The 20146-nt window shown below is 38.6% G+C and carries 17 protein-coding genes; 14 read left to right on the top strand and 3 right to left on the bottom strand.

The annotated features are described in order from the left end of the window. Window positions 1-345: 345 nt before the first annotated feature. The 13 genes from LY28_RS15840 (at window position 346) to LY28_RS15780 (ending at window position 14918) form a co-directional block, all read left to right on the top strand. Entirely contained in the window at window positions 346-1278 is a 933-nt protein-coding gene (locus tag LY28_RS15840) for an ABC transporter ATP-binding protein (protein ID WP_110463161.1), read from the top strand. A gap of 11 nt (window positions 1279-1289) precedes the next feature. Continuing rightward, the gene (locus tag LY28_RS15835) at window positions 1290-2441 is read left to right on the top strand and encodes an ABC transporter permease (protein WP_110463160.1); all 1152 of its coding nucleotides are present in this window, start codon (window positions 1290-1292) and stop codon (window positions 2439-2441) included. Continuing rightward, window positions 2428-3600 carry an ABC transporter permease gene (locus LY28_RS15830; RefSeq protein WP_110463159.1) on the top strand — a complete coding sequence of 391 codons (1173 nt, stop codon included), beginning with the start codon at window positions 2428-2430 and terminating at the stop codon, window positions 3598-3600. Before LY28_RS15835 ends, LY28_RS15830 begins: the two co-directional genes overlap by 14 nt. A 234-nt stretch (window positions 3601-3834) precedes the next feature. Further along, window positions 3835-4254 carry a VOC family protein gene (locus LY28_RS15825; protein WP_165835602.1) on the top strand — a complete coding sequence of 140 codons (420 nt, stop codon included), beginning with the start codon at window positions 3835-3837 and terminating at the stop codon, window positions 4252-4254. A gap of 240 nt (window positions 4255-4494) precedes the next feature. Continuing rightward, a complete protein-coding gene (locus LY28_RS15820; protein WP_110463157.1) occupies window positions 4495-5481 on the top strand; it encodes a LacI family DNA-binding transcriptional regulator in 987 nt (328 codons plus the stop codon). A 45-nt stretch (window positions 5482-5526) separates the two neighbouring features. Beyond that, window positions 5527-6903: an FAD-dependent oxidoreductase gene (locus tag LY28_RS15815; protein WP_110463156.1), complete on the top strand. Its 1377-nt coding sequence runs from the start codon at window positions 5527-5529 to the stop codon at window positions 6901-6903. Between the two features lie 24 nt (window positions 6904-6927). Continuing rightward, window positions 6928-8220 carry an ABC transporter substrate-binding protein gene (locus tag LY28_RS15810; protein ID WP_110463155.1) on the top strand — a complete coding sequence of 431 codons (1293 nt, stop codon included), beginning with the start codon at window positions 6928-6930 and terminating at the stop codon, window positions 8218-8220. Between the two features lie 83 nt (window positions 8221-8303). Continuing rightward, window positions 8304-9209 (top strand): carbohydrate ABC transporter permease, encoded by a 906-nt coding sequence (locus tag LY28_RS15805; protein WP_110463154.1) that lies wholly within the window; start codon window positions 8304-8306, stop codon window positions 9207-9209. Window positions 9210-9268: 59 nt separating this feature from the next. Next, complete coding sequence (locus LY28_RS15800) at window positions 9269-10108, top strand: carbohydrate ABC transporter permease (RefSeq protein WP_165835601.1); 840 nt, start codon at window positions 9269-9271, stop codon at window positions 10106-10108. Window positions 10109-10138: 30 nt separating this feature from the next. Further along, window positions 10139-11443, top strand: a complete 1305-nt coding sequence (locus LY28_RS15795) for an FAD-dependent oxidoreductase (protein WP_110463152.1) — start codon at window positions 10139-10141, stop codon at window positions 11441-11443. Window positions 11444-11469: 26 nt separating this feature from the next. Then, window positions 11470-12774, top strand: a complete 1305-nt coding sequence (locus LY28_RS15790) for an FAD-dependent oxidoreductase (RefSeq protein WP_110463151.1) — start codon at window positions 11470-11472, stop codon at window positions 12772-12774. 28 nt (window positions 12775-12802) lie between these two features. Then, window positions 12803-13813 (top strand): zinc-dependent alcohol dehydrogenase family protein, encoded by a 1011-nt coding sequence (locus LY28_RS15785; RefSeq protein ID WP_110463150.1) that lies wholly within the window; start codon window positions 12803-12805, stop codon window positions 13811-13813. A 133-nt stretch (window positions 13814-13946) separates the two neighbouring features. Beyond that, complete coding sequence (locus LY28_RS15780; protein WP_110463149.1) at window positions 13947-14918, top strand: carbohydrate kinase family protein; 972 nt, start codon at window positions 13947-13949, stop codon at window positions 14916-14918. A 154-nt stretch (window positions 14919-15072) separates the two neighbouring features. On the opposite strand, the gene LY28_RS15775 is transcribed toward LY28_RS15780, so the two are convergent. The 3 genes from LY28_RS15775 to coaBC form a co-directional block, all read right to left on the bottom strand. Continuing rightward, complete coding sequence (locus LY28_RS15775) at window positions 15073-16137, bottom strand: glycosyltransferase family 2 protein (protein WP_110463148.1); 1065 nt, start codon at window positions 16135-16137, stop codon at window positions 15073-15075. A gap of 48 nt (window positions 16138-16185) precedes the next feature. Continuing rightward, window positions 16186-17298: a hypothetical protein gene (locus LY28_RS15770; protein WP_110463147.1), complete on the bottom strand. Its 1113-nt coding sequence runs from the start codon at window positions 17296-17298 to the stop codon at window positions 16186-16188. A 566-nt stretch (window positions 17299-17864) separates the two neighbouring features. Further along, complete coding sequence (gene coaBC, locus LY28_RS15765; protein ID WP_110463146.1) at window positions 17865-19082, bottom strand: bifunctional phosphopantothenoylcysteine decarboxylase/phosphopantothenate--cysteine ligase CoaBC; 1218 nt, start codon at window positions 19080-19082, stop codon at window positions 17865-17867. A 239-nt stretch (window positions 19083-19321) separates the two neighbouring features. On the opposite strand from coaBC, the gene LY28_RS15760 reads away from it, so the two are divergent. Further along, window positions 19322-20092, top strand: coding sequence for a type III pantothenate kinase (locus tag LY28_RS15760; RefSeq protein WP_242981368.1), 771 nt, complete (start codon window positions 19322-19324; stop codon window positions 20090-20092). Window positions 20093-20146 lie beyond the last annotated feature (54 nt).

Below are 20146 nucleotides of genomic sequence, written 5' to 3'. Positions count from 1 at the left end.
CACTTCTAATATACCAAAAAACAACAAAAATGTCAATTATAAAACCAAAAACGATAAAACAGGATGTAATTTGCAATATAATGTCTATATAGATGACAATTGTCACATTAACAGTTGATTTCAAACACTTAATAAATAAATTGCCATGCTGTAAGATATAGCTGAAGGATTTGACTAAGGTCAATTACGGTTCAAGCCTCCGCGATGATAGAATATCGGGGACGATATACCGTTTCTTTAGCTGATAGTACTTGACTTTTGAATATATTAAAGTCAAAAGGGAAAAAAATAGCGGAGATGTGTAAAATAACTGAATAAAGTGTTAGCGAATCAGGAGGTAGAAGCATGGTTGTCAGTGTAAACAATTTAGTTAAGAGATATGGTGATTTGGTGGCCACAGATCATTTGTCATTCGAGGTGAAAGAAGGAGAGATATTCGGACTGCTAGGACCAAACGGCTCCGGAAAGACTACAGCCATTAATTGTATTCTTTCCCTGCTGGCTTATGACAAGGGAGAAATAAATATATTTGATAAACCTATGGCACCGGATGAATACGGTATAAAAAAGGATATAGGCGTTATAATGCAGGATGTTGCTGTTTTTGATGAACTTACTGTTTATGAAAATATAGATTACTTCTGCGGGCTGTATATTTCAGATAAGGCTACCCGGAAAGGGCTGGTGGAGGAAGCAATAGAATTTGTGGGGATAAATGATTTCAGGAGGTTTTATCCCAAGAAGCTTAGCGGAGGGCTTCTACGCCGTTTGAATATTGCATGCGGAATAGCTCATAAGCCAAAGCTTATAATATTAGATGAGCCGACAGTAGCAGTTGATCCACAAAGCAGAAATAATATTCTTGACGGCATAAAAAAGCTTAATAATGAAGGTGCAACTATAATTTATACTTCGCACTACATGGAAGAGGTTGAGCAATTGTGCAGCAAAATTGTAATTATGGATAAAGGGAAAATTATAGCAGCAGGAACAAAGGAAGAGCTCATGGCAATGATTAAGCTGGGTGAGAGAATAACGGCAGAAATATTTAATCTGAGTGCTGATAATTTAAAAAAAATAGAGCGGCTGCCAAATGTTAATAGTATTAAATACGATGAGAAAAATTTGTTCATAAAATACAGCAAAGGCAGGCATAATCTGAATACTCTATTGGATTTTTTCAGAGATAATGAGATAACCTATGGCAGAGTATACTCAGAGCAGCCGACGCTGAATGACGTGTTTCTGGAAATTACAGGGAAAGAGCTGAGGGATTAGGAGGCAGATAAATGTTCCGGCATATATTTATAAACAGATTAAAATGTATTATTCGTGATAAAGTTCTCATTTTTTGGACTTTAGTATTTTCATTGATTTTAGCCACCTTATTTGGTATGGCTTTTACGAATATTTCAAGCTCGGAAAACTTTAGCAGCATTGATGTGGCAGTAATAAATAATGATGCATATCAAAAGAATGAGGACTTTAGAAAATTCCTCAAAGCTGTTTCCGAGGGAGAGGGGAAGTTGTTCAACATTATTGCTGCTACAAAGGATGAGGCAGAGAAGCTCCTTGATGATAATAAAATTGCAGGGTATATAATTGGCGGTCCGCAAACTGAGCTGGTGGTAAAAAAGTCAGGTTTTAAACAGTCTATTATAAAATCGGCTCTGGATGGATACAGCCAGACCGTTACCACTTTAACAGCTATAATTAAAAATAATCCGGCAGCGTTGCAGAACGGATTATTGGAGGATGCCGGAGGTACATGGGAATATACTGAGGCTGTTCCGTTAGGAACAACCGATAAACCGGATACAACAGTAAACTATTTTTATTCCTTGATAGCTATGGCATGCTTTTACGGTGCCTTCATAGGGATGAAAGAGATTACGGATACTCAGGCAAATCTCTCAAAAAGAGCCGCAAGACTGAATGTAGCTCCGGTTCATAAATTAAAGGTACTGACGGCAGGTCTTCTTGCAGGATACGTAATCTTAGTGATGGAAATATTAATTCTTTTAGCATATTTAATTTTTGTGATAAAAGTGGATTTTGGAAAACAAACAGGATATATTTTGATGACTTGCTTTATGGGATGTGCGGCAGGGATAACCTTCGGAGCCTTTATCGGTGCTGCGGTGAAAAAGGGGGAGGGTGTAAAGACTGCTGTTTTGATAGGGAGTACAATGGCAGCATCCTTTCTGGCAGGTATGATGAGCGGAGGAAGCAGCAACATAAAGTACCTTGTTGCAAAAGATATACCGGTGCTGGCATATATTAACCCTATAACATTAATAACTGATGCCTTGTATGCGTTATACTACTATGATACTCATACACGGTTCTTTATAAATATCAATTTGCTGAGCGGGTTTACAATATTGTTTTGCCTGTTGACTTATCTGATTATAAGGAGGCGGAGATATGCAAGTATTTAAAACATACTTCAGGATAATAAAAAAGAATATGGGTCAGATATCAATATATATAGGAGTATTTCTAACACTTGCAATATTATTTTCGTTTTCATCTCCTTCAAAAGACCTTGATAATTTTATGCAAGCCAAAACACGAGTTGCTTTTATCAATGAAGATGAGCATTCCCCGCTGATTGACGGGCTTAGAGATTATTTGAAGGATTACTCGGTGTACGTTTCTTTGGAGAATGACACACAAAAGCTTCAGGATGCACTATTTTTCAGAGATGTAGAGTATATTGTGAAAATACCGAAGGGGTTCACTGCGGACATTATGGAGGGAAAAGACGCTAAAATCGGAAAAATAACGGTTTCAGAGTCTACGAACGGAATATACACAGATATGCTGGTAAATAAATACTTAAGCACAGTTAAGATGTATTTAACCTATTATAACAATATCACTCAGGCTGAGCTGGCTGAGAAAGCAGCAGATGATTTGAAAGTTGCCACACACGTTCAAATTAAAAGGGATGAAAATCAGAACAGCAAAACAGGGGATAATGCCATATATTTCTTTAATTATCTGGCATATGCAATAACAAGCATCCTTCTATTAGGGGTAACCTCTATTATGATGGTATTTAACAACAAAAACATAAGGAGGAGAACCCTTTGCTCTCCGATTAAAAATTCTTCATTAAATATGCAGATCATACTTGGAAATATCATTTATGCCGCAGCCTGCTGGGGATTGATGATGGTCTGCAACTTTTTATTGTTTAGAGATGATATGTTTACATTGAATGGCTTGTATTTCTGTATAAATTCACTTGTTTTCACAGTGATGGCACTTTGTTTGGCTTTTTTTGCCGGAATTTTTGTCAAGAGCAGCAATGCACAGTCAAGCGTTACAAATGTTTTAGGGCTCGGCTTATCATTTATAAGCGGTGTATTTGTACCGCAGGAGTTTTTAAGCAAAGCTGTCCTTGACATAGCAAAATTCACTCCTGCTTATTGGTATGTAAAGGCAAACAATGAGATATCAAACCTGACGAACTTCAATATTGAAAACTTGACACCGATATTTCAATATATGCTTATAGAATTGTGCTTCGGAGCGGCTCTTCTTTCAGTTGCGCTTGTTTTGACTAAAAGAAAGCAAATGAATGGAAGCTGATATGAAAGAAAATACTTTTTCTTTGGCAATCATTAAAAGTAGCATTTAATATTGAAAAAGTAATTATTGAGTTTTCGTATAAAAAGGGTTAGTATTAATCTGAATTACTAAAGTCAATTGCAGTTCAACCTTTATGACGATATTTATATCGTATTTTTAGACGGAATGGGCTTTGAAGCAGAGATTTTTACTGATTTTTGTGCCTTGAGCACAGCGAAAGGAATGATAGCTAATATGAGTATAATAGATAATATAAACGGAGTTCAGCATTTAGGAGTACCGGTCAGGGATATTGAGAGGAGCAAGAAATGGTATATAGATACTTTAGGGTTCCAGCTGATGTATCAAATGAAAATAAACGACAGCAACGGTGAGGTTAATGTGGCTTTTATTAAGCTGAAGGATTTTATATTGGAGCTATACCAGCTGTCGGGTGAAGAGTATGAAGAAATAAAAGGGCGCGGGCATGGACATATTGACCATATCGCATTTGACGTAGACGATATTGACGAAATATATAAAGAAATAAAAAAATCAGGAATTGATACCATTGAAGGGACTCCAAAATTTCTGCCTTTTTGGAAAAATGGCGTTAAGTTTCTAACTATATTAGGCCCTGACAAGGAAAAAATTGAGTTTAACCAAAAGTTATAAAAATAATGGTATCATGGAAAAATAAAAAAGAAATCCCTGAAATTCAGAAGACTCTGAATTTCAGGGATTTCTTTTTTTGAGGTATAGAGAGCACTTGCGGACAAAAAAGAAAAGTGTCGAAATATATCTAAAATAGTATTGACAGGTCGAAAGAAATGATTTATTATTTAATTAAACGATTACGTAAACGATTACGTTAATCGTTTACGGAGAACATAAAAACAAGGGGATGAGAAAAAGGTGTCTGCTAGTATAAAAGATGTAGCTATTAAATCGGGAGTTTCGGTAGCAACAGTATCCCATGTAATAAACAACACTCGCTTTGTTTCAGAGGCAACAAAAAATAAAATTCTGACTGCCATGGAAGAGCTTAAATATGTGCCAAATTCTATGGCCAGAAGCTTGAGAACAAATAAAACGAAAACTGTGGCTCTTCTTATACCGGATATTTCAAACTTTTTTTTCACAGAAGTGGCCGAGGCTATAGAGAGAGTTTTAAGTAAAAAGGGATATAGCCTTTTCCTTTGTAATACAGGAGAAAGTATATATATAGAAAAAAAACAAATAATGCTAATGAGTTCGCAGCTGGTAAGCGGAATAATTATAGCACCTACAAGCCGTGATTTTGATTATAGGTCTATGTTTACAGATGTTAATTACCCCATTGTATTTATAGATAGAAAAACCTATAAATCACAGGCGGATGTAGTCATGGTAGACGGGAAAACAGCAACCTATGATGCGGTATCAAGTCTTATAGAGAAGGGCCATAGGCGGATAGGCTATATTGCAGGACGTGATGGATTAAGTACGACTGACGAAAGGCTTTCAGGATATTTGGAAGCTATAAGGGAAAATGGTCTGCAGATAGACGAGAAGCTCATAAAAAGAGGAGACTCCAGGCATGAGAGCGGTTATCAACTGACAGAGGAACTTGTAAATACCGATGCTACCGCAATATTTGTATCAAATAATCTTATGGCGGTAGGAGCATTAAAGTGTCTTTCCAATAAAAACATTTCTATTCCTGAAAGCATGGCTGTAATTGGATTTGATGATTACAACTGGTCTACAATAACCAATCCTCCCTTGTCAACCATAAAGCAGCCGGTTGCAAAGCTGGGAGCCATGGCAGCAGAGCTTGTACTTAAAAGGATAGAAAATCCGGAAGGACCTTATACGGAATATAATCTTCCGGCGGAATTTATAGTACGTAAATCCTGCTAGAGATTATATAAATATAAATAAGTATGGCTGTTAGGAGGAAGGAAAATGCCGGAAGTAAACTATATTGCAAAAATCGGAGATATTTATACTCCAGAGGTGCTGGTGGTAGGTGGCGGACCAGCAGGTATTGCTGCAGCAATTTCATCGGCAAGAAACGGTGCAGAAACAATGCTGATTGAGAAATACGGCTTTTTAGGCGGAATGGCAACAAATGCTTTGGTAGGTCCCTTTATGACCTGCTATGACGGAAAAGGAGAAACACAGATTATCAAAGGAGTTTTTGATGAGCTTGTGAGGAGGATGGAAGAACTCGGAGGTGCTATACATCCTTCAAAGGTGGGATGGTCAACTTCTTATGCGGCATTTATAGAAAAGGGGCACCATCATGTAACACCTTTCGATTCTGAGGTGCTTAAAATTGCTGCTGAAGATATGCTGCAGGAAAGCGGTGTAAAGCTTCTTTATTACACGCAATTTATTGATTGCATAACCGAGGGCAATAAAATTAAAAGTGTAATTGCAGGACGTAAGGAAGGCCTGTGTGCAATAAATGCAAAAATAATAATTGATTGCTCCGGTGATGCGGATGTGGCTGAAAAAGCAGGTGTACCAACTGTTAAAGGGAGGCAAAAGGATAATTCCATGCAGCCGGCCACCATGTTTTTCAGAGTATGTAATGTAGATTCTGACAGAGTATATGAATATGTCGATGAAAATAAGCACCTTATGGACAAACCATTTTTTGGCGCCTTCAACTGGCTTATAAAAGAAGGCAGAAAAACCGGTGAATGGGATATAAAGCGTGATGAGATGGGAACGTATGAGACAAACCAAAAGGGAGAATGGAAGCTTAATACAACCCGTATTACAGAAGTTGACGGGACAAAAAGCTCAGAGCTTACGCTGGCATCTATAGAAGGGCGTAAACAGGCGAGAAAGGTATACAGCTTTCTTAAAAAGCACGTACCCGGTTTTGAGAATGCAAAGATGATGGAAACCGGAGCAGCTATCGGTATCAGGGAGACAAGGCATATTGAGGGTAAATATGTAATTCAGAAGGAAGACATCTTAAATTCCAGAACCTTTGAGGATGATATTTTATTGTGTGCAAATGCAATAGATATACATGCTGATGACGGATCGGGCGGTGAGTATGTTGTTGTTGATAAATGGTACGGGATACCATACCGCTCACTTGTTCCCAATAATTGTGACAACCTGCTTGTTGCGGGAAGGTCAATATCATCTGCGTCTGAAGCGGTTTCAGCATTTAGAGTAATGCCGCCATGCTTTGGCATAGGTCAGGCGGCGGGTACTGCTGCGGCTATCTGTATTAAGGATGCTGTAAGTCCGGAGGCTGTATCCGTTAATAAACTGCAAAAAACACTGATTAGTCAGGGTGTTTTTTTAGACAAACAATAATATATAACAGGAGGAAAAAAGAAAATGAGAAGAGCTATTTCAGCAACACTCGCATTGGTAATGCTATTTACGATGGTACTGGCAGGCTGTGGCAATACAGTTGACAATGCTAACAACTCATCAGCACAAACATCCTCATCTACAGCAGGGACAGAAGTAAAAAATGAAAAGGCGGTTTTTTGGACTTGGCTGTCTACGCAGCAGCCTGCAATTGATAAATATAATTCAATGCAGGACGAAGTGAAAATAGAGCTTGTCCAGATGTCTCACACAGATATCGCACAAAAGCTTTTAATTGCATTAGCATCCGGAACAGGTGCTCCTGATATGTTCCAGCAGCCGCAAAGAACATTTTCAAACATATCCAAGACAGGTAAGCTGATGGATATGACTCCTTACATCCAGGACTCGATTAATAAATTTTCACCGGCTGTGACCGGCTTGCTCACTTATGAGGGAAAAATATACGGAATGGCGCCCGATGTATCTCCGGGAGTTATATGGTACAGAAAAGATGTGTTTGAGCAGAACGGCATAGGAGAAATAAAAACCTGGAATGAGTTTTTAGCAGCCGGAGAAAAGCTGAAAGAAAAGGGGCTGTATATAATGCCTGTATTTAACCCGGCAGGAACATGGGGAGCAAATGAAATAGCCATGTTTATGCAGTCACGCGGAGGCAATTTCTTCACCGAGGACGGAAAGGTAATCAAGAATAATACTGAGCTTGAATTTACGCTTAACTGGTTTAATGATGCTCTTAAAAATGGAATTGCAGAAGGCCTTACTTTCTTTACTCCTGAGTTCTGGGGAGAATTCAAGGCAAGCAAAATCGTTGCATGGCCAATGAATATTGCGGAAGGAGCAAATATCAAGAAAAATGCTCCTGAGCTTTCAGGCAAATGGGATGTAATGCCTTTCCCGAAGTGGGATGATAAGACAGAAACATTGACAGGATACTGGGGCGGTACTGCAATAGCTATTCCTGAAATGTCTCCTGTAAAGGAAAAGGTTGTTAAGTACGCACAATGGTTATGTACCACAAATGAAGGACAACAAGCCATGTATACATCATGGGGTTCGGTTCCAAGTAATAATGAAGCTCTTAAGGACTCATTTTTCTCAAAGGGTGATGAATATTTTTCAGGCTCGAATCCGCTTGAAAAAATCAACGACGTAAAGCCTTTCTACTATTATGATTTCTCCAAGGTTGAGGCAATAGTTGGCGAGCAGGTTGACCTGATGTTTTCCGGTAAACAGGACGCAGCTGCTACTGCCAGAAACATAGAAAATTCTATAGCCAGTGCAACAGGAAGGTAGACATTATATATATCTGAATTTCAGATAAATAACTTATAAATTAGGCTTGTGCCTATAATAACCACAAGGGGTGCAAGCCTAAATTGCTTAGAAAGGTGGGACAAGTTACGGTTGCGATAAAGACAATGCTAAATAGTAAAAAAGTAGTGCCCTATATATTCCTTTTCCCATTTATAGCCTTCTTTCTTATTTTCAGGCTATGGCCTATAGTTTGGTCGTTCTTAATCAGTTTTACAAGCTATTTCGGGGGAGATATAACATTTATCGGAATTGATAATTATATTGAACTATTTAAAGACAGAGTCTTCTGGAAATCAGTCGGTAATACATTTTATTTTGTTATAATCTACAATGTTATAATGATCTTTGTGGCTATAGTTATGGCTGTTATTGTGAGTTCACCGAAGATCAGAGGAAGAAGGATATACAGATCAATATACTTTATGCCGATGGCTATGATGCTGCCTGTAGTAGCAATAGTATTTGATTTGATTTTTGCAAAAAATATCGGATTAATAAGTTCAGTTTTTAATGTATTTGGAGCTGAATTAGATGTAAGATGGTTTGGCGATATGAAACTGGCAATGTGGGGCGTAATTATCATGCGTGTATGGAGAGGTGTAGGCTATTATTGCGCATATTTTCTTGCCGGTCTTGCAGGTATTTCGGATGATGTTTATGAAGCTGCAGATATTGATGGGTCAGGTGCTATTACTACCTTCTTTAAAATAACACTTCCATTACTCAAGCCAATGCTTATGTTTGTGGTTATAATGTCCACCATATTGTCCTTCCAGATTTTTGATGAGCCATGGATATTGACACAAGGCGGACCAGCTAATTCAACGCTTACTCTTCAAATGTATCTGTACCAGACCAGTTTCTTGGATGGGAATTTGAGCAAGGGTTCGGCAGTTGCATATATAATGACTCTTTTCATGATGTTCTTCTCAATTATGTATGTAAAGCAATTAAGTGAAAAAGAGTAATTGAATTATATAGATTAAATTAAGCAAACAGAATGTTCTTAGGAAGGTGTGATCTTAAAGTGTCAAAAACCAGAAAGGACCGCATAGTTAAAATATTTATACACACAATGCTGACATTGTTTGCGGTTGTTACGCTTATACCGTTTTACTGGATGATTGTGAATTCATTTAAGAGCAGCGGTGATTTTTATAGTATAGAAAAATCTCTGATTCCACTGAACCCGACATTTCAAAACTATGTTGAGTTATTTGCAGATACATTTTTTACAAGATGGATGGGGAATAGTTTCGTTGTAAGTATATTATCGGTGTTATTGGGCTTGCTTATATGTTCGGCGGCAGGCTATGCGTTCGGAGTGTATAATTTCAGGTTTAAGAAAGTAATTTTTTGGACAGTCTTGAGTACGGTAGCTATACCGGAAATAGTAACTATAATTCCAGTTTTCGATATAATGGTAAAAGCGAATTTGATAGATAAATATGCATCGCTGATATTGCCATATGCAGTAAGTATGTTTGGAATATTTTTGATGAAGCAATATGTTGAAACGTCACTTCCAAAAGAGCTGGTTGAGTGTGCACGTATTGATGGCGTGAGCGAGTACGGGATTTTCTTTAAAATTGCTCTGCCGCTTGTTAAGCCAGGTCTTGGAGTTCTAGGTATCTTTCTCTGGATCAATTCATGGAGCAGCTATTTCTGGCCTCTTATTATGATTAGATCACAGGAAATGATGACCTTGCCGTTAGGACTTGCCACTTTATATGCAGATCCGTTTGATTTGAAATACGGGGTATTGATGGCAGCGAATACTATATCAACTATTCCTATAATAATAATATTCTTATTCGCACAGGAGCAATTTGTAGCAGGACTTACAGTTGGTGCTGTAAAGGGATAATAAATAAAGTGGAAAATGAGGATTGATATCATGCCGGAAATAAAATATACGAAAAGCTTACCTATTATAAAGAACTATGATGTAATTGTGGCAGGAGGCGGACCAGCCGGTATATGTGCAGCTGTTTCCGCAGCCCGTGAGGGAGCGTCGGTTGCATTAATTGAGAGATATGGTGTGCTGGGCGGCAATATTACAGTAGGACATGTAGGGCCGATTTTAGGTGAGGTTGCTCCCGGCGGCATACGTGATGAATTAATGGCGCTTCTGGGAGTTCCGAATAACGATATACTTGGTGTGGTTGGATTGGCACACGATATGGAAAAAGCAAAATGTGTCTTGACAAAATTTGTGAATGAATCCGGCGCAGAGGTTTATCTTCAAGCACCTGTATCAGATGTAATTATGGAGGGCGGCAAGGTACGTGGCCTTGTTATAGCCGGTAAAGAGGGGATGTATGCACTGACTGCCGAAGTGATTGTCGATGCAACCGGGGATGGCGATGTGGCTTTTTTCTCCGGAGCTCAATTTGAGAAGGGAAGAGAAGATAGTGGACTTATGCAGCCCACGACACTGGAGTTTACGATTTCGGGTGTGGATGAAAGCCGGGCAATTACCTGTATTGGTGAGGTTGATGATGTAAGGCTCGGAGATGAAAGGTTTCTGGACTACACAGCCAGGTGTGTCAGTGAAGGCTTGCTGCCTGAGGTTATGTCCTCAGTGCGCCTGCATCGTACGGTAACACCCGGAGAAAGATGTGTCAATACAACACAGGCTAATGGAATAGATGCCACAAAGGTTAATGATATCACGAAAGCAGAGGTTATTTTAAGAAATCAGATGTACAGGCTGGTGGATTTCCTGCAGAAGCATGTACCCGGCTATGAACAATGCTATATCACTTCAAGTGCAGAAACACTTGGGGTACGTGAAACACGCAGATTTATCGGAGAATACATGCTTAATGATAAGGATTTGTCGGCAGGCAGAAAGTTCAGTGATGCAATTGTTCATAATGCCAATTTTATTGTAGATATACACAATCCCGAAGGCGGAGGGCAGGCAGAAGGAGTGCCGGAAGAGGTGCAGCCTTATGATATCCCTTACAGATGCTTTATCCCTGTCAAAACAGAAAATTTAATTCTGGCTGGAAGGTGTATTTCAGGAACGCATAGAGCTCATGCCTCATACCGGGTTATGACAATATGCATGGCAATGGGACAGGGAGCAGGTATTTCAGCGGCCTTGGCAGTAAAAGGCAAGGTTTCTCCGAGGGATTTATCTCCGGAATTGGTTCGTAAAAGGCTCATTGAGCTTGGAGTAAAAATGGAGGATTAGTCAATTCAATATCTAGGAGTAAAACTATGGACTTTTTGGAAAAGGGACGAAATATACCGGTATGCGGTAAATGGGATGTTGTTGTATGCGGAGGAGGCCCTTCAGGGTTTATTGCCGCAATTGCAGCCGCCAGAAGCGGGTGCAGCACACTGCTTATAGAACGTTATGGATTTCTGGGAGGTATGGCGACAGCAGGGCTTGTAGCACCTATCAGTGAATTCAATAAAGAAAAACAGAGGGTGATAGATGGGATACCTTATGAATTTATATCACGCCTTCATGCTATTGGAGGGGCTGTAACTTCATACGAAAATGGCAATATACCCTTTGATGATGAAAAATATAAGCTGATAGCACAGCGGATGGTACTTGAAGCCGGTGCTCAGATACTATTCCATACAATAGTTGCCGATTGCATCACAGAGGATAGTCAGGGGAAAAAAGTAACTCACATAATTGTGGAAAATAAAAGCGGCAGACAGGCCGTTATGTGTGACACCGTTGTTGATTGTACAGGCGATGCGGATGTATGCCGAAGGGCAGGCTTTGAAACAAAAAAAGCCGATGAATTGCAGCCGATGTCTCTTTGGTTTCATCTTGGCAATGTGGATTCTGAAAAGCTGGATGAAAGAATAATGGATATTGAAAACGGAAGATTTGCGGATGAACGTATTGCAAAAAAGCTGAGAGAGCTGGCAGAAACCCAAGAGGTGCCTTTGTTCGGCGGACCGTGGTTTGAATGGTATTTTGTTGACAGACAGGTAAGCATTAATATGCTCAGATGTGCAGGAGACGGCAGTAATGCCTTTGAGCAGTCTCGTGTCGAATGCCGTATGAGGGAAGACCTGTTTAAAATGGTAGAGGTGCTCAAAAATAATTTTGATGAATTTAAAGATTGCTATATTGTGAAATCCGGATGTCAGACAGGTGTCAGAGAGACTTACAGGATTACAGGCAACTACGAAATGACAATAAAGGATATTTTAGAGCCTGTGGATTTCAGTGACACTGTATGCAAGGGTGCACATGTAATAGATATTCATAGCAGCAAGGATACAAATCAAGAGCTTGTAGCCTTCAAAAAGGCATATAATATTCCTTTGCGTGCTCTGATACCGAAAGACAGTATAAATATGATTGTTGCAGGCAGATGCGCTTCTGCCGACAGGCATGCCTTTGCCACAATGAGAGTTCAGGCATGCTGCATGGGAATGGGACAGGCGGCAGGTACGGCTGCCGCACTAGCTGTGAAAACAGCTGCGGCTATATGTAATATTGATGTCGGCAAGCTGCGAAATCTCCTGCGGGAACAGAACGCGATTATAGATTAGGCATAGCGACCGAGGAAGGTGATTTATTATGAAAGCATTTTTTATTGAAAAACCCCATGTTGGTATCGTCCGGGAGACAGAAATACCTGTTCCCGCTGATGATGAAATACTTCTCGAGGTAAAGGCGGCAGGGGTATGCGGTACAGATGTGCATATATACAAGGGCGAATATTTCGGGAGTTATCCAAGAATTCCGGGTCATGAATTCTCAGGTATTATAGCCGGTATTGGAAAAGGAGTTACAAAGTTCAAGGTTGGGCAGCGGGTAGCGGCAGATCCGAACATATTCTGTGAAGCTTGTGACGCCTGCAAGGAAAACCGCCAGAATTTTTGTGTTGATATGCATGCGGTCGGGGTTACAAGGCATGGCGCATTTGCCCAGTATTTAACTGTTCCTGAGCGCTGCGTATTTGATATTTCAGATATTTCCTTTACCGAGGCGTCAATGGTGGAACCTCTAGCTTGCGTAGTTTACGGACAGGAAAAGGCAGGAATACCCTTGGGCTCCTCCGTGCTTATATTCGGTGCAGGACCGATAGGTCTTATGCATGCTCAGCTGGCTGGATTAAATGGAGCTGCATGTGTGACTGTCGTTGATTTGTTTGAGGATAAGCTAGCATTAGCAAAAAAGCTGGGAGCAGATTATACTTATACCTCTGCTGAATTTGAAAAGCTGGGACTCGTAAATTCCTTTGAAGTTGTTATTGATTGTACAGGGGTGCCAAAGGTTATAGAGAACGAAATAAAGTATGTAAAGGACTCGGGTACAATACTTTTCTTTGGCGTATGCCCGGATAATAGTGCCTTGACAATAAATCCTTATGAGGTGTTTAAACGGGAGCTGAAGCTTTGCGGAAGCTTTGCACTGAAAAAGACCTTTGGTAAAGCAATCGCAATTGCAAGAAGCGGGAAAATTAATTTGACAGACCTTGTAGATAAAAAGCTTTTATTGGAGGAGGCTCCAAAACTTTTTGAGGAAATAATGTCAGGGAATTCAGGGCTCAAGACCATTTTTTACCCAAATGGAACAGAGAAATAAAACATTGAGCAGAACAAGGCTTCCTGTGAAGGAGCCTGCTTCCGCTGATGTTTATGGAATGTTAGAAAATCCCGTTGACGGTTTGGGTTTTTCTCAATACTTATAAAATTATTGCAAAAGAAAGGTTTGAATTATGCTTGATGTTGTAGCTCTCGGAGAGCTTCTTATAGATTTTACACAGATATCTTCTGATAATGCAGGTACCAGATGCTTTCAGCAGAATCCGGGGGGAGCCCCTGCCAATGTATTAGCTGTTATATCTAAATATGGAGGAAAGTGCGCCTTTATAGGAAAGGTGGGAGCTGATATGTTCGGGGAGTTTTTAAGAGATCAGCTTCAGGCGATATCTATAGATTGCCGAAACTTGGTTATGGATTCCGAACATAATACTACATTGGCTTTTGTAGCTCTGGATGATAAGGGAGACAGAAGTTTTAACTTTTATAGGAATCATGGCGCTGATATATGTCTTTTGCCTTCGGAAATTAATTTTGAGATTATTGAGCACTGTAAGATATTTCATTTCGGAACCTTGTCGATGACCCATGAGCCTTCCCTTTCGGCAACTAAGTGTGCTGTTGAATATGCAAAGGCCTGCGGAAAAATAATTTCCTTTGACCCCAATTACAGAGCTCTCTTATGGAGAGATGCCGATAGCGCAATAGAAGCAATGAAATACGGACTTTCATATGCGGATATTGCAAAGCTGTCAATTGAAGAAGCACAGATGGTTACCGGAGAAAAAGAACCTGAAAAATGCATAAAGGCTCTGCTGGAATATGACTTATCCTTTGCGGCAGTTACGATGGGAGCGCAGGGCTGCTTATATTCAACCCAAAAATTTATCGGCTCATATCCTGAGTTTCCTGCAAAGGTTATAGATACCACAGGTGCGGGAGACACCTTCTGGGGAACCTTTCTGATTAAGTTTTTAGAAAATAACGGAAATATTCAAGAGCTATCTGCACAGAAAATATCGGAGATTGTGCTTATGGCAAATATTGCAGCTGCCATGAGTACTGAAAAAAAAGGTTCGATACCATCTATACCTGATTTGGATAAGGTTATTGCTGCCTTTATAAAAAATAAAAATGGACAGAATTGATAAAGAGGCTGCTGCAATTAAAAATCAGCGCATTTAAAAGATACTCCTGCTCTGGTTCCAATTGCGGCAGCCTATGTTTAAAGATACATACCAATATTAAAATATAGTGACTGCTGCAGCCTGTAATATAAGAATACAAATTTATTGCATACTATCACAGCTTTTTCAATTTCCTTGACATAGGATAGTATCTGGGTGTGCTGGCTCTTTTCCCTAATTGCTGAATCCATACGTCCAGATCTGTGTTTTCAAGATAATCCTTTACGATGATATCATTATTCTCTGACTCAGAGCTCATTACAATAATCTGCTTTATGTCTTTCAGGTAAGCTTTATTTTTAAAATCTATTATAATACGATTGCAGGTTTCAGGTATTGGCTTTTCAACAAACCGGAAATTATTTGCTATACTTTTGAAAAGCTCATAAACTTTGTCCTCCGGTAAGTTAAAAATATCAGGATGCTTCAATAATAACAATCTGGTATTTTCCATTACGCCCGCAAGCTTGCTTTCATCAACTATTTTCCCTTCAACCCAGTGAAATTGATGCAGTACTTCCAGCTTACTGTTCAAAACAAACCTCAGTCCCATTTTCCAAAGCCTGTAGCATAGCTCAATGTCTTCCAGACCCCATGCTTTTAAGGCTTCATCAAAGCCGTTAATTTTATCAAGCATGCTTTTTGGCGCAACCAAATTGCAAGTCTGGCCATACATAAAGGGATACAGTATAGCTGCTGCATTATATGATAATTCCTCCAGAATATCACATCTGAATTCATGAAATTCAGTATGTTCAGGGTCAAAGGTATATTTTTCAAAGACGCTTCCATCCTTAACGGTTTCAAAAGGGATATCTTCGGGGAGCATTAACCTGAGTCCTGCCATAAAAATATTTTTGTTTTTTGAACAGAATCTGTCTACTTCCAAAAGATAGTCCTTTTTGACAATTATATCTGCATCAATAAATATTATAAATTCTCCCTCCGCTGCTTTTATACCGCAATTTCTTGCTTTTGAGCGGCAGGAGCTGTCATCCCTTTTTAGATAAATATATTTTAATTCATAGCTGGTATTAATCCCTTTTATATAAGACTCCGTATCATCGCTTGACCCGTCGTCTGCAACTATTACCTCAAATTCATTTCTTTTAAAGCCTTCCAATAAGTTTAAAGCAACTAAAGAATTTCTCAGCTGAAATTTATTATTATATGTAGGAATTACAAAACTATATTTTTTCGTTTGAAACCCTCCTGACTAAAAATAACTTTATTTTGTATTAAAAAATAATTCCAGTTGATGAAGTATTTTAAGCAAAATGTTATACTCCGTATCTTTATATTCTTTTATTCTTTTGATATCATCCTCTACTTTAGCTTTTTGCTTGGGGTTCAGCTGATTGACATTAGGATTGTATATATTGGAATTTCCAAATGCTTTAAGATTTTTCAAAATCTTTATTCTGATAATATCAAAGAGCTTGACAATTGACATATATTCCTCGTGCAGTGCAACAATTTCTCCTGTAAGCTTGTATGTGGAGATGACATATCCTATTCTGTCATAAATGCATTTTTTGTGCTCAGCCAGTAAATGAATTGCCCTGTAGTCTGAGGTTATACTGCCCTGAAGAAGATCCTCCAAGCTTTTTATAAAAACATCATATACCCGGAAGCCGTATTCAACCTGACTATCATGATAGTCAAAGGAATAGAGCTTTTTACTGTCACCTGTAGAAAATAAATAATTTTTTAATTCCCTTATAAAATTTTCAAGGCTAAAAGGATATTCAGCTTCAAAATTTTTGGGCCGCATTAGCTGGATTGCCGACCATTCACTCCAGGGAGCAGAATTTTTATAATGAATTTTACCATTGTCATATGCCTCACTGAATTGGGAATAATCAAAGGTTATTTCCTGAAAGATATTCTGATTAAAGCCTATTGCCTTGAGCTGCTGTGTTTGATTGTCATATCCGTATATCAAGGATGGATGGATAAAATGAATTTTATTGCAGGCCCATTTATTGGGCAGATAATATTCATCTACATTTATTACGAGATAATATCCCATATTAATGTTTTCTATAATGTAGTCAATAATATTATTTACATGCTTGAGCAGAGGGAAGCCTAAACAAATCATATCCAATATTTCACTGGCGCAATCACGCGGCTCCAAATAATTAAGCTCAATATATCCTCTTTCATTTGTATAGGAGAAAATCTGTATAAAGTTTGAGTAATACCAGGGCTTATATTTATCGAATGCAAGAACTATGCAAAGAGGCAGACTTCTATGCAGATAAATAGTAATTTCTTTTTGCAGCACAACTTCTAAATCCTTTGATTCAGGATGCTTTTCTAAACTGGTTTCGTTCATATTAATAATCATTCCTTTCACTGTTCTAAAGGCACGAAAAGAGATGAAACTATCAGTGTAGAACCTATGCTTTTAAAGGTACACCGCCTTTTCTAAAATTGCCTCAGCCTGTACTTACACCGGTAAAAAAGAACTATGTTTGTGTGCAGGCCATGCTTTCAAGCTTTTTTGCTCCAGATTGTAATATTGCTCAATACTAAATCAAGACTGAATCAAGGTGAATATTTCGACAAGATTAGCCTGAAAAATATATAAATTGATAATAAGGGTGCTTAATAGAGCAATTTAAGTAGGAATATGTCATATGTATTATACAATATTTAATAAAATTCGTACATACTACTTTGTAAAAATTTTAAATAAATTACATATTGTAATGATGAAATGCCAATATTAAAAAACATTTCTATGTTTATAGTAAAGAACCTCAAATTTCCCAGCAGGTCTTATAAACAAATACCCGTAATTGCAAAAAGGCAATTACGGGTTAGAGACCTTGCGGTGATGGATACTCTATGAAAATAGTTATGCTTTCTTTAATAATTAAAAACAAGGGTTGTTTTGGACTAAAGCAGCATTTTGCTGTCTTTCCGTTCTCTTTCAACTAAAATATTAGTCAGAATTTGCTCTGCTGCCATATCCTTTGACATTAGCTGCAACGGGATTTCCTTATCCTCCGTTATAATGGTTACAACATTTGTATCTGTGCTGAAACCGGCGCCGGGCTCTTTGAGATTGTTTGCAACAATCATATCAATATTTTTGCTGAACAGCTTTTCCTTAGAATTCTGAATAAGATTACTGGTTTCCATTGAAAATCCGCATATATACTGCTTCTCCCCTCTGAGCTCTCCTATTTTTTTAAGGATATCCGAGGTTTTCTTTAATTCTATATTCATATCTGCCGTAGATTTTTTTATTTTTTCGCTGCTTGCTTTAACAGGACAGTAATCGGCAACAGCTGCTGCCTTTATAACGATATCCTGATCCTTCAGCCTTGAAATAACTGCATTATACATATCCTCCGCACTGACAACATCCACAACATTAATAAGAGGAGGAGGGGTTAAGCAGGTTCTGCCCGATATCAAGGTAACCTCAGCACCTCTCAGCATAGCGATTTTTGCCAGGGCATAGCCCATCTTACCTGAGGAATGATTTGTTATATACCGGACAGGATCAATTGACTCCTGAGTAGGCCCTGCTGTTATCAGAAGCCTTAATCCAAGCATATCCTTTTTATATGCTAGCTCTGACATGATATAATCTAAGAGAAGGCTCTCATCCGCCATTTTTCCGGTGCCGATATCGCCGCAGGCCAGCATGCCGGTAACAGGAGGAATAATAGTAAATCCATAATCCATCAGCTTTTGAATATTATTCTGTACAATCATGTTTTGATACATATTGGTATTCATTGCCGGTGCGATGATTTTTTTACAGGTACATGCCAATGCAGTAGTAGTAAGCATGTCATCAGCTAAACCGTTTGCCAGCTTTGCAATTACATTTGCAGTTGCAGGGGCAATAAGCATTAAATCCGCTTTTTTTGCCAAGGACACATGCTCAACATTATATTGAAAGCTTCTGTCAAAGGTATCTACAAGACATTTATTATTAGTCAGGGTTTCAAAAGTAACAGGATTAATAAAATTAGTTGAATTTTCAGTCATTATTACATGAACATCACAGTGCTGTTTTTTTAAAAGGCTGGCGGCATTTGCCATCTTGTATGCGGCAATACTTCCTGTGACACCCAGAATAACTGTTTTACCGTTTAACATTCTTCATCATTCCTTTTTTTTATAAGTTTATTAAAAAATTTGGAATCAGCTGAATTATAGCAGACTTTATGAAAACAGTAAAGAATAATGACAAATTTTATCAAAAAATCTATTGATTAGTAGCTTGGTTTTTAATAAACTTAATTTAATAACGCTTTCAGGAGGTTTCTTTACAAAGCGGTAATTAGTTGACGGGGATGTAAAATAAATGATAGCAGAATATAACAAGGAGCGCACATATGGATATAATTTTAGCTATTGATATAGGAAATACCACAGTAGTTATCGGATGTATGATAAACGGCAAGGTGATTTTTTCGGGTAGAGTTGACTCTAACGGCAATTATTCCTGCGATGATTATGCTGCTTACATTAAAAATATTTTAGCTAAAGCGAATATTGATACAAATGATATTAAGGGCAGTATAATTTCATCTGTTGTACCTAAGCTTACAAATGCACTCAAAAAGGCGGTTGTAATAGTTACTAATACCATTCCCCTGATTGCAGGAGCCGGATTAAAGACAAATCTCAATATTATGGTGCAAAACCCCGAGCAGCTTGGAAGCGACCGTATAGTTGATGCTGTAGCGGCGGTACATTATTACAGCAAGCCTGTAATAATTTTTGATATGGGGACGGCAACAACGGTATCTGTTGTGGATGACGGCTGGAATTTTCGCGGCGGCTTGATTATGCTTGGAGTGAAAAGTGCATTGGAGGCTCTGTCAAACAGAGCTTCACAGCTTCCGGCTGTCAATCTTGAAGAGTGCGGAAATATTATAGGCAAAAATACAATAGAATGCATGCAAAGCGGAAGTATTTACGGACATGCGGCAATGGTTGACGGAATAATCCGCAAGCTGAAAAAGCAAGTGGGTAAGCATCCTACAGTTATTGCAACAGGCGGATTGGCGAGGTTAATTGTTCCCCATTGCGAGGAGAAGATTTTTTATGATGAAAATCTTTTATTAAAGGGCTTGTATCTGCTGTATGAAAAGAATTGCTGATTATTATAGGGAAGCCTTAAGGGTTTTATGTGAAGCTCAGGCAGGTACTTCAGG

Origin of the sequence: Ruminiclostridium sufflavum DSM 19573 (genome assembly GCF_003208175.1) — a bacterium.
In the GTDB taxonomy this organism is placed as follows: Bacteria; Bacillota; Clostridia; order Acetivibrionales; family DSM-1351; genus Ruminiclostridium; species Ruminiclostridium sufflavum.
Note: the sequence above shows the minus strand (reverse complement) of the source record. Positions and strands in the feature narration are given on the sequence as shown.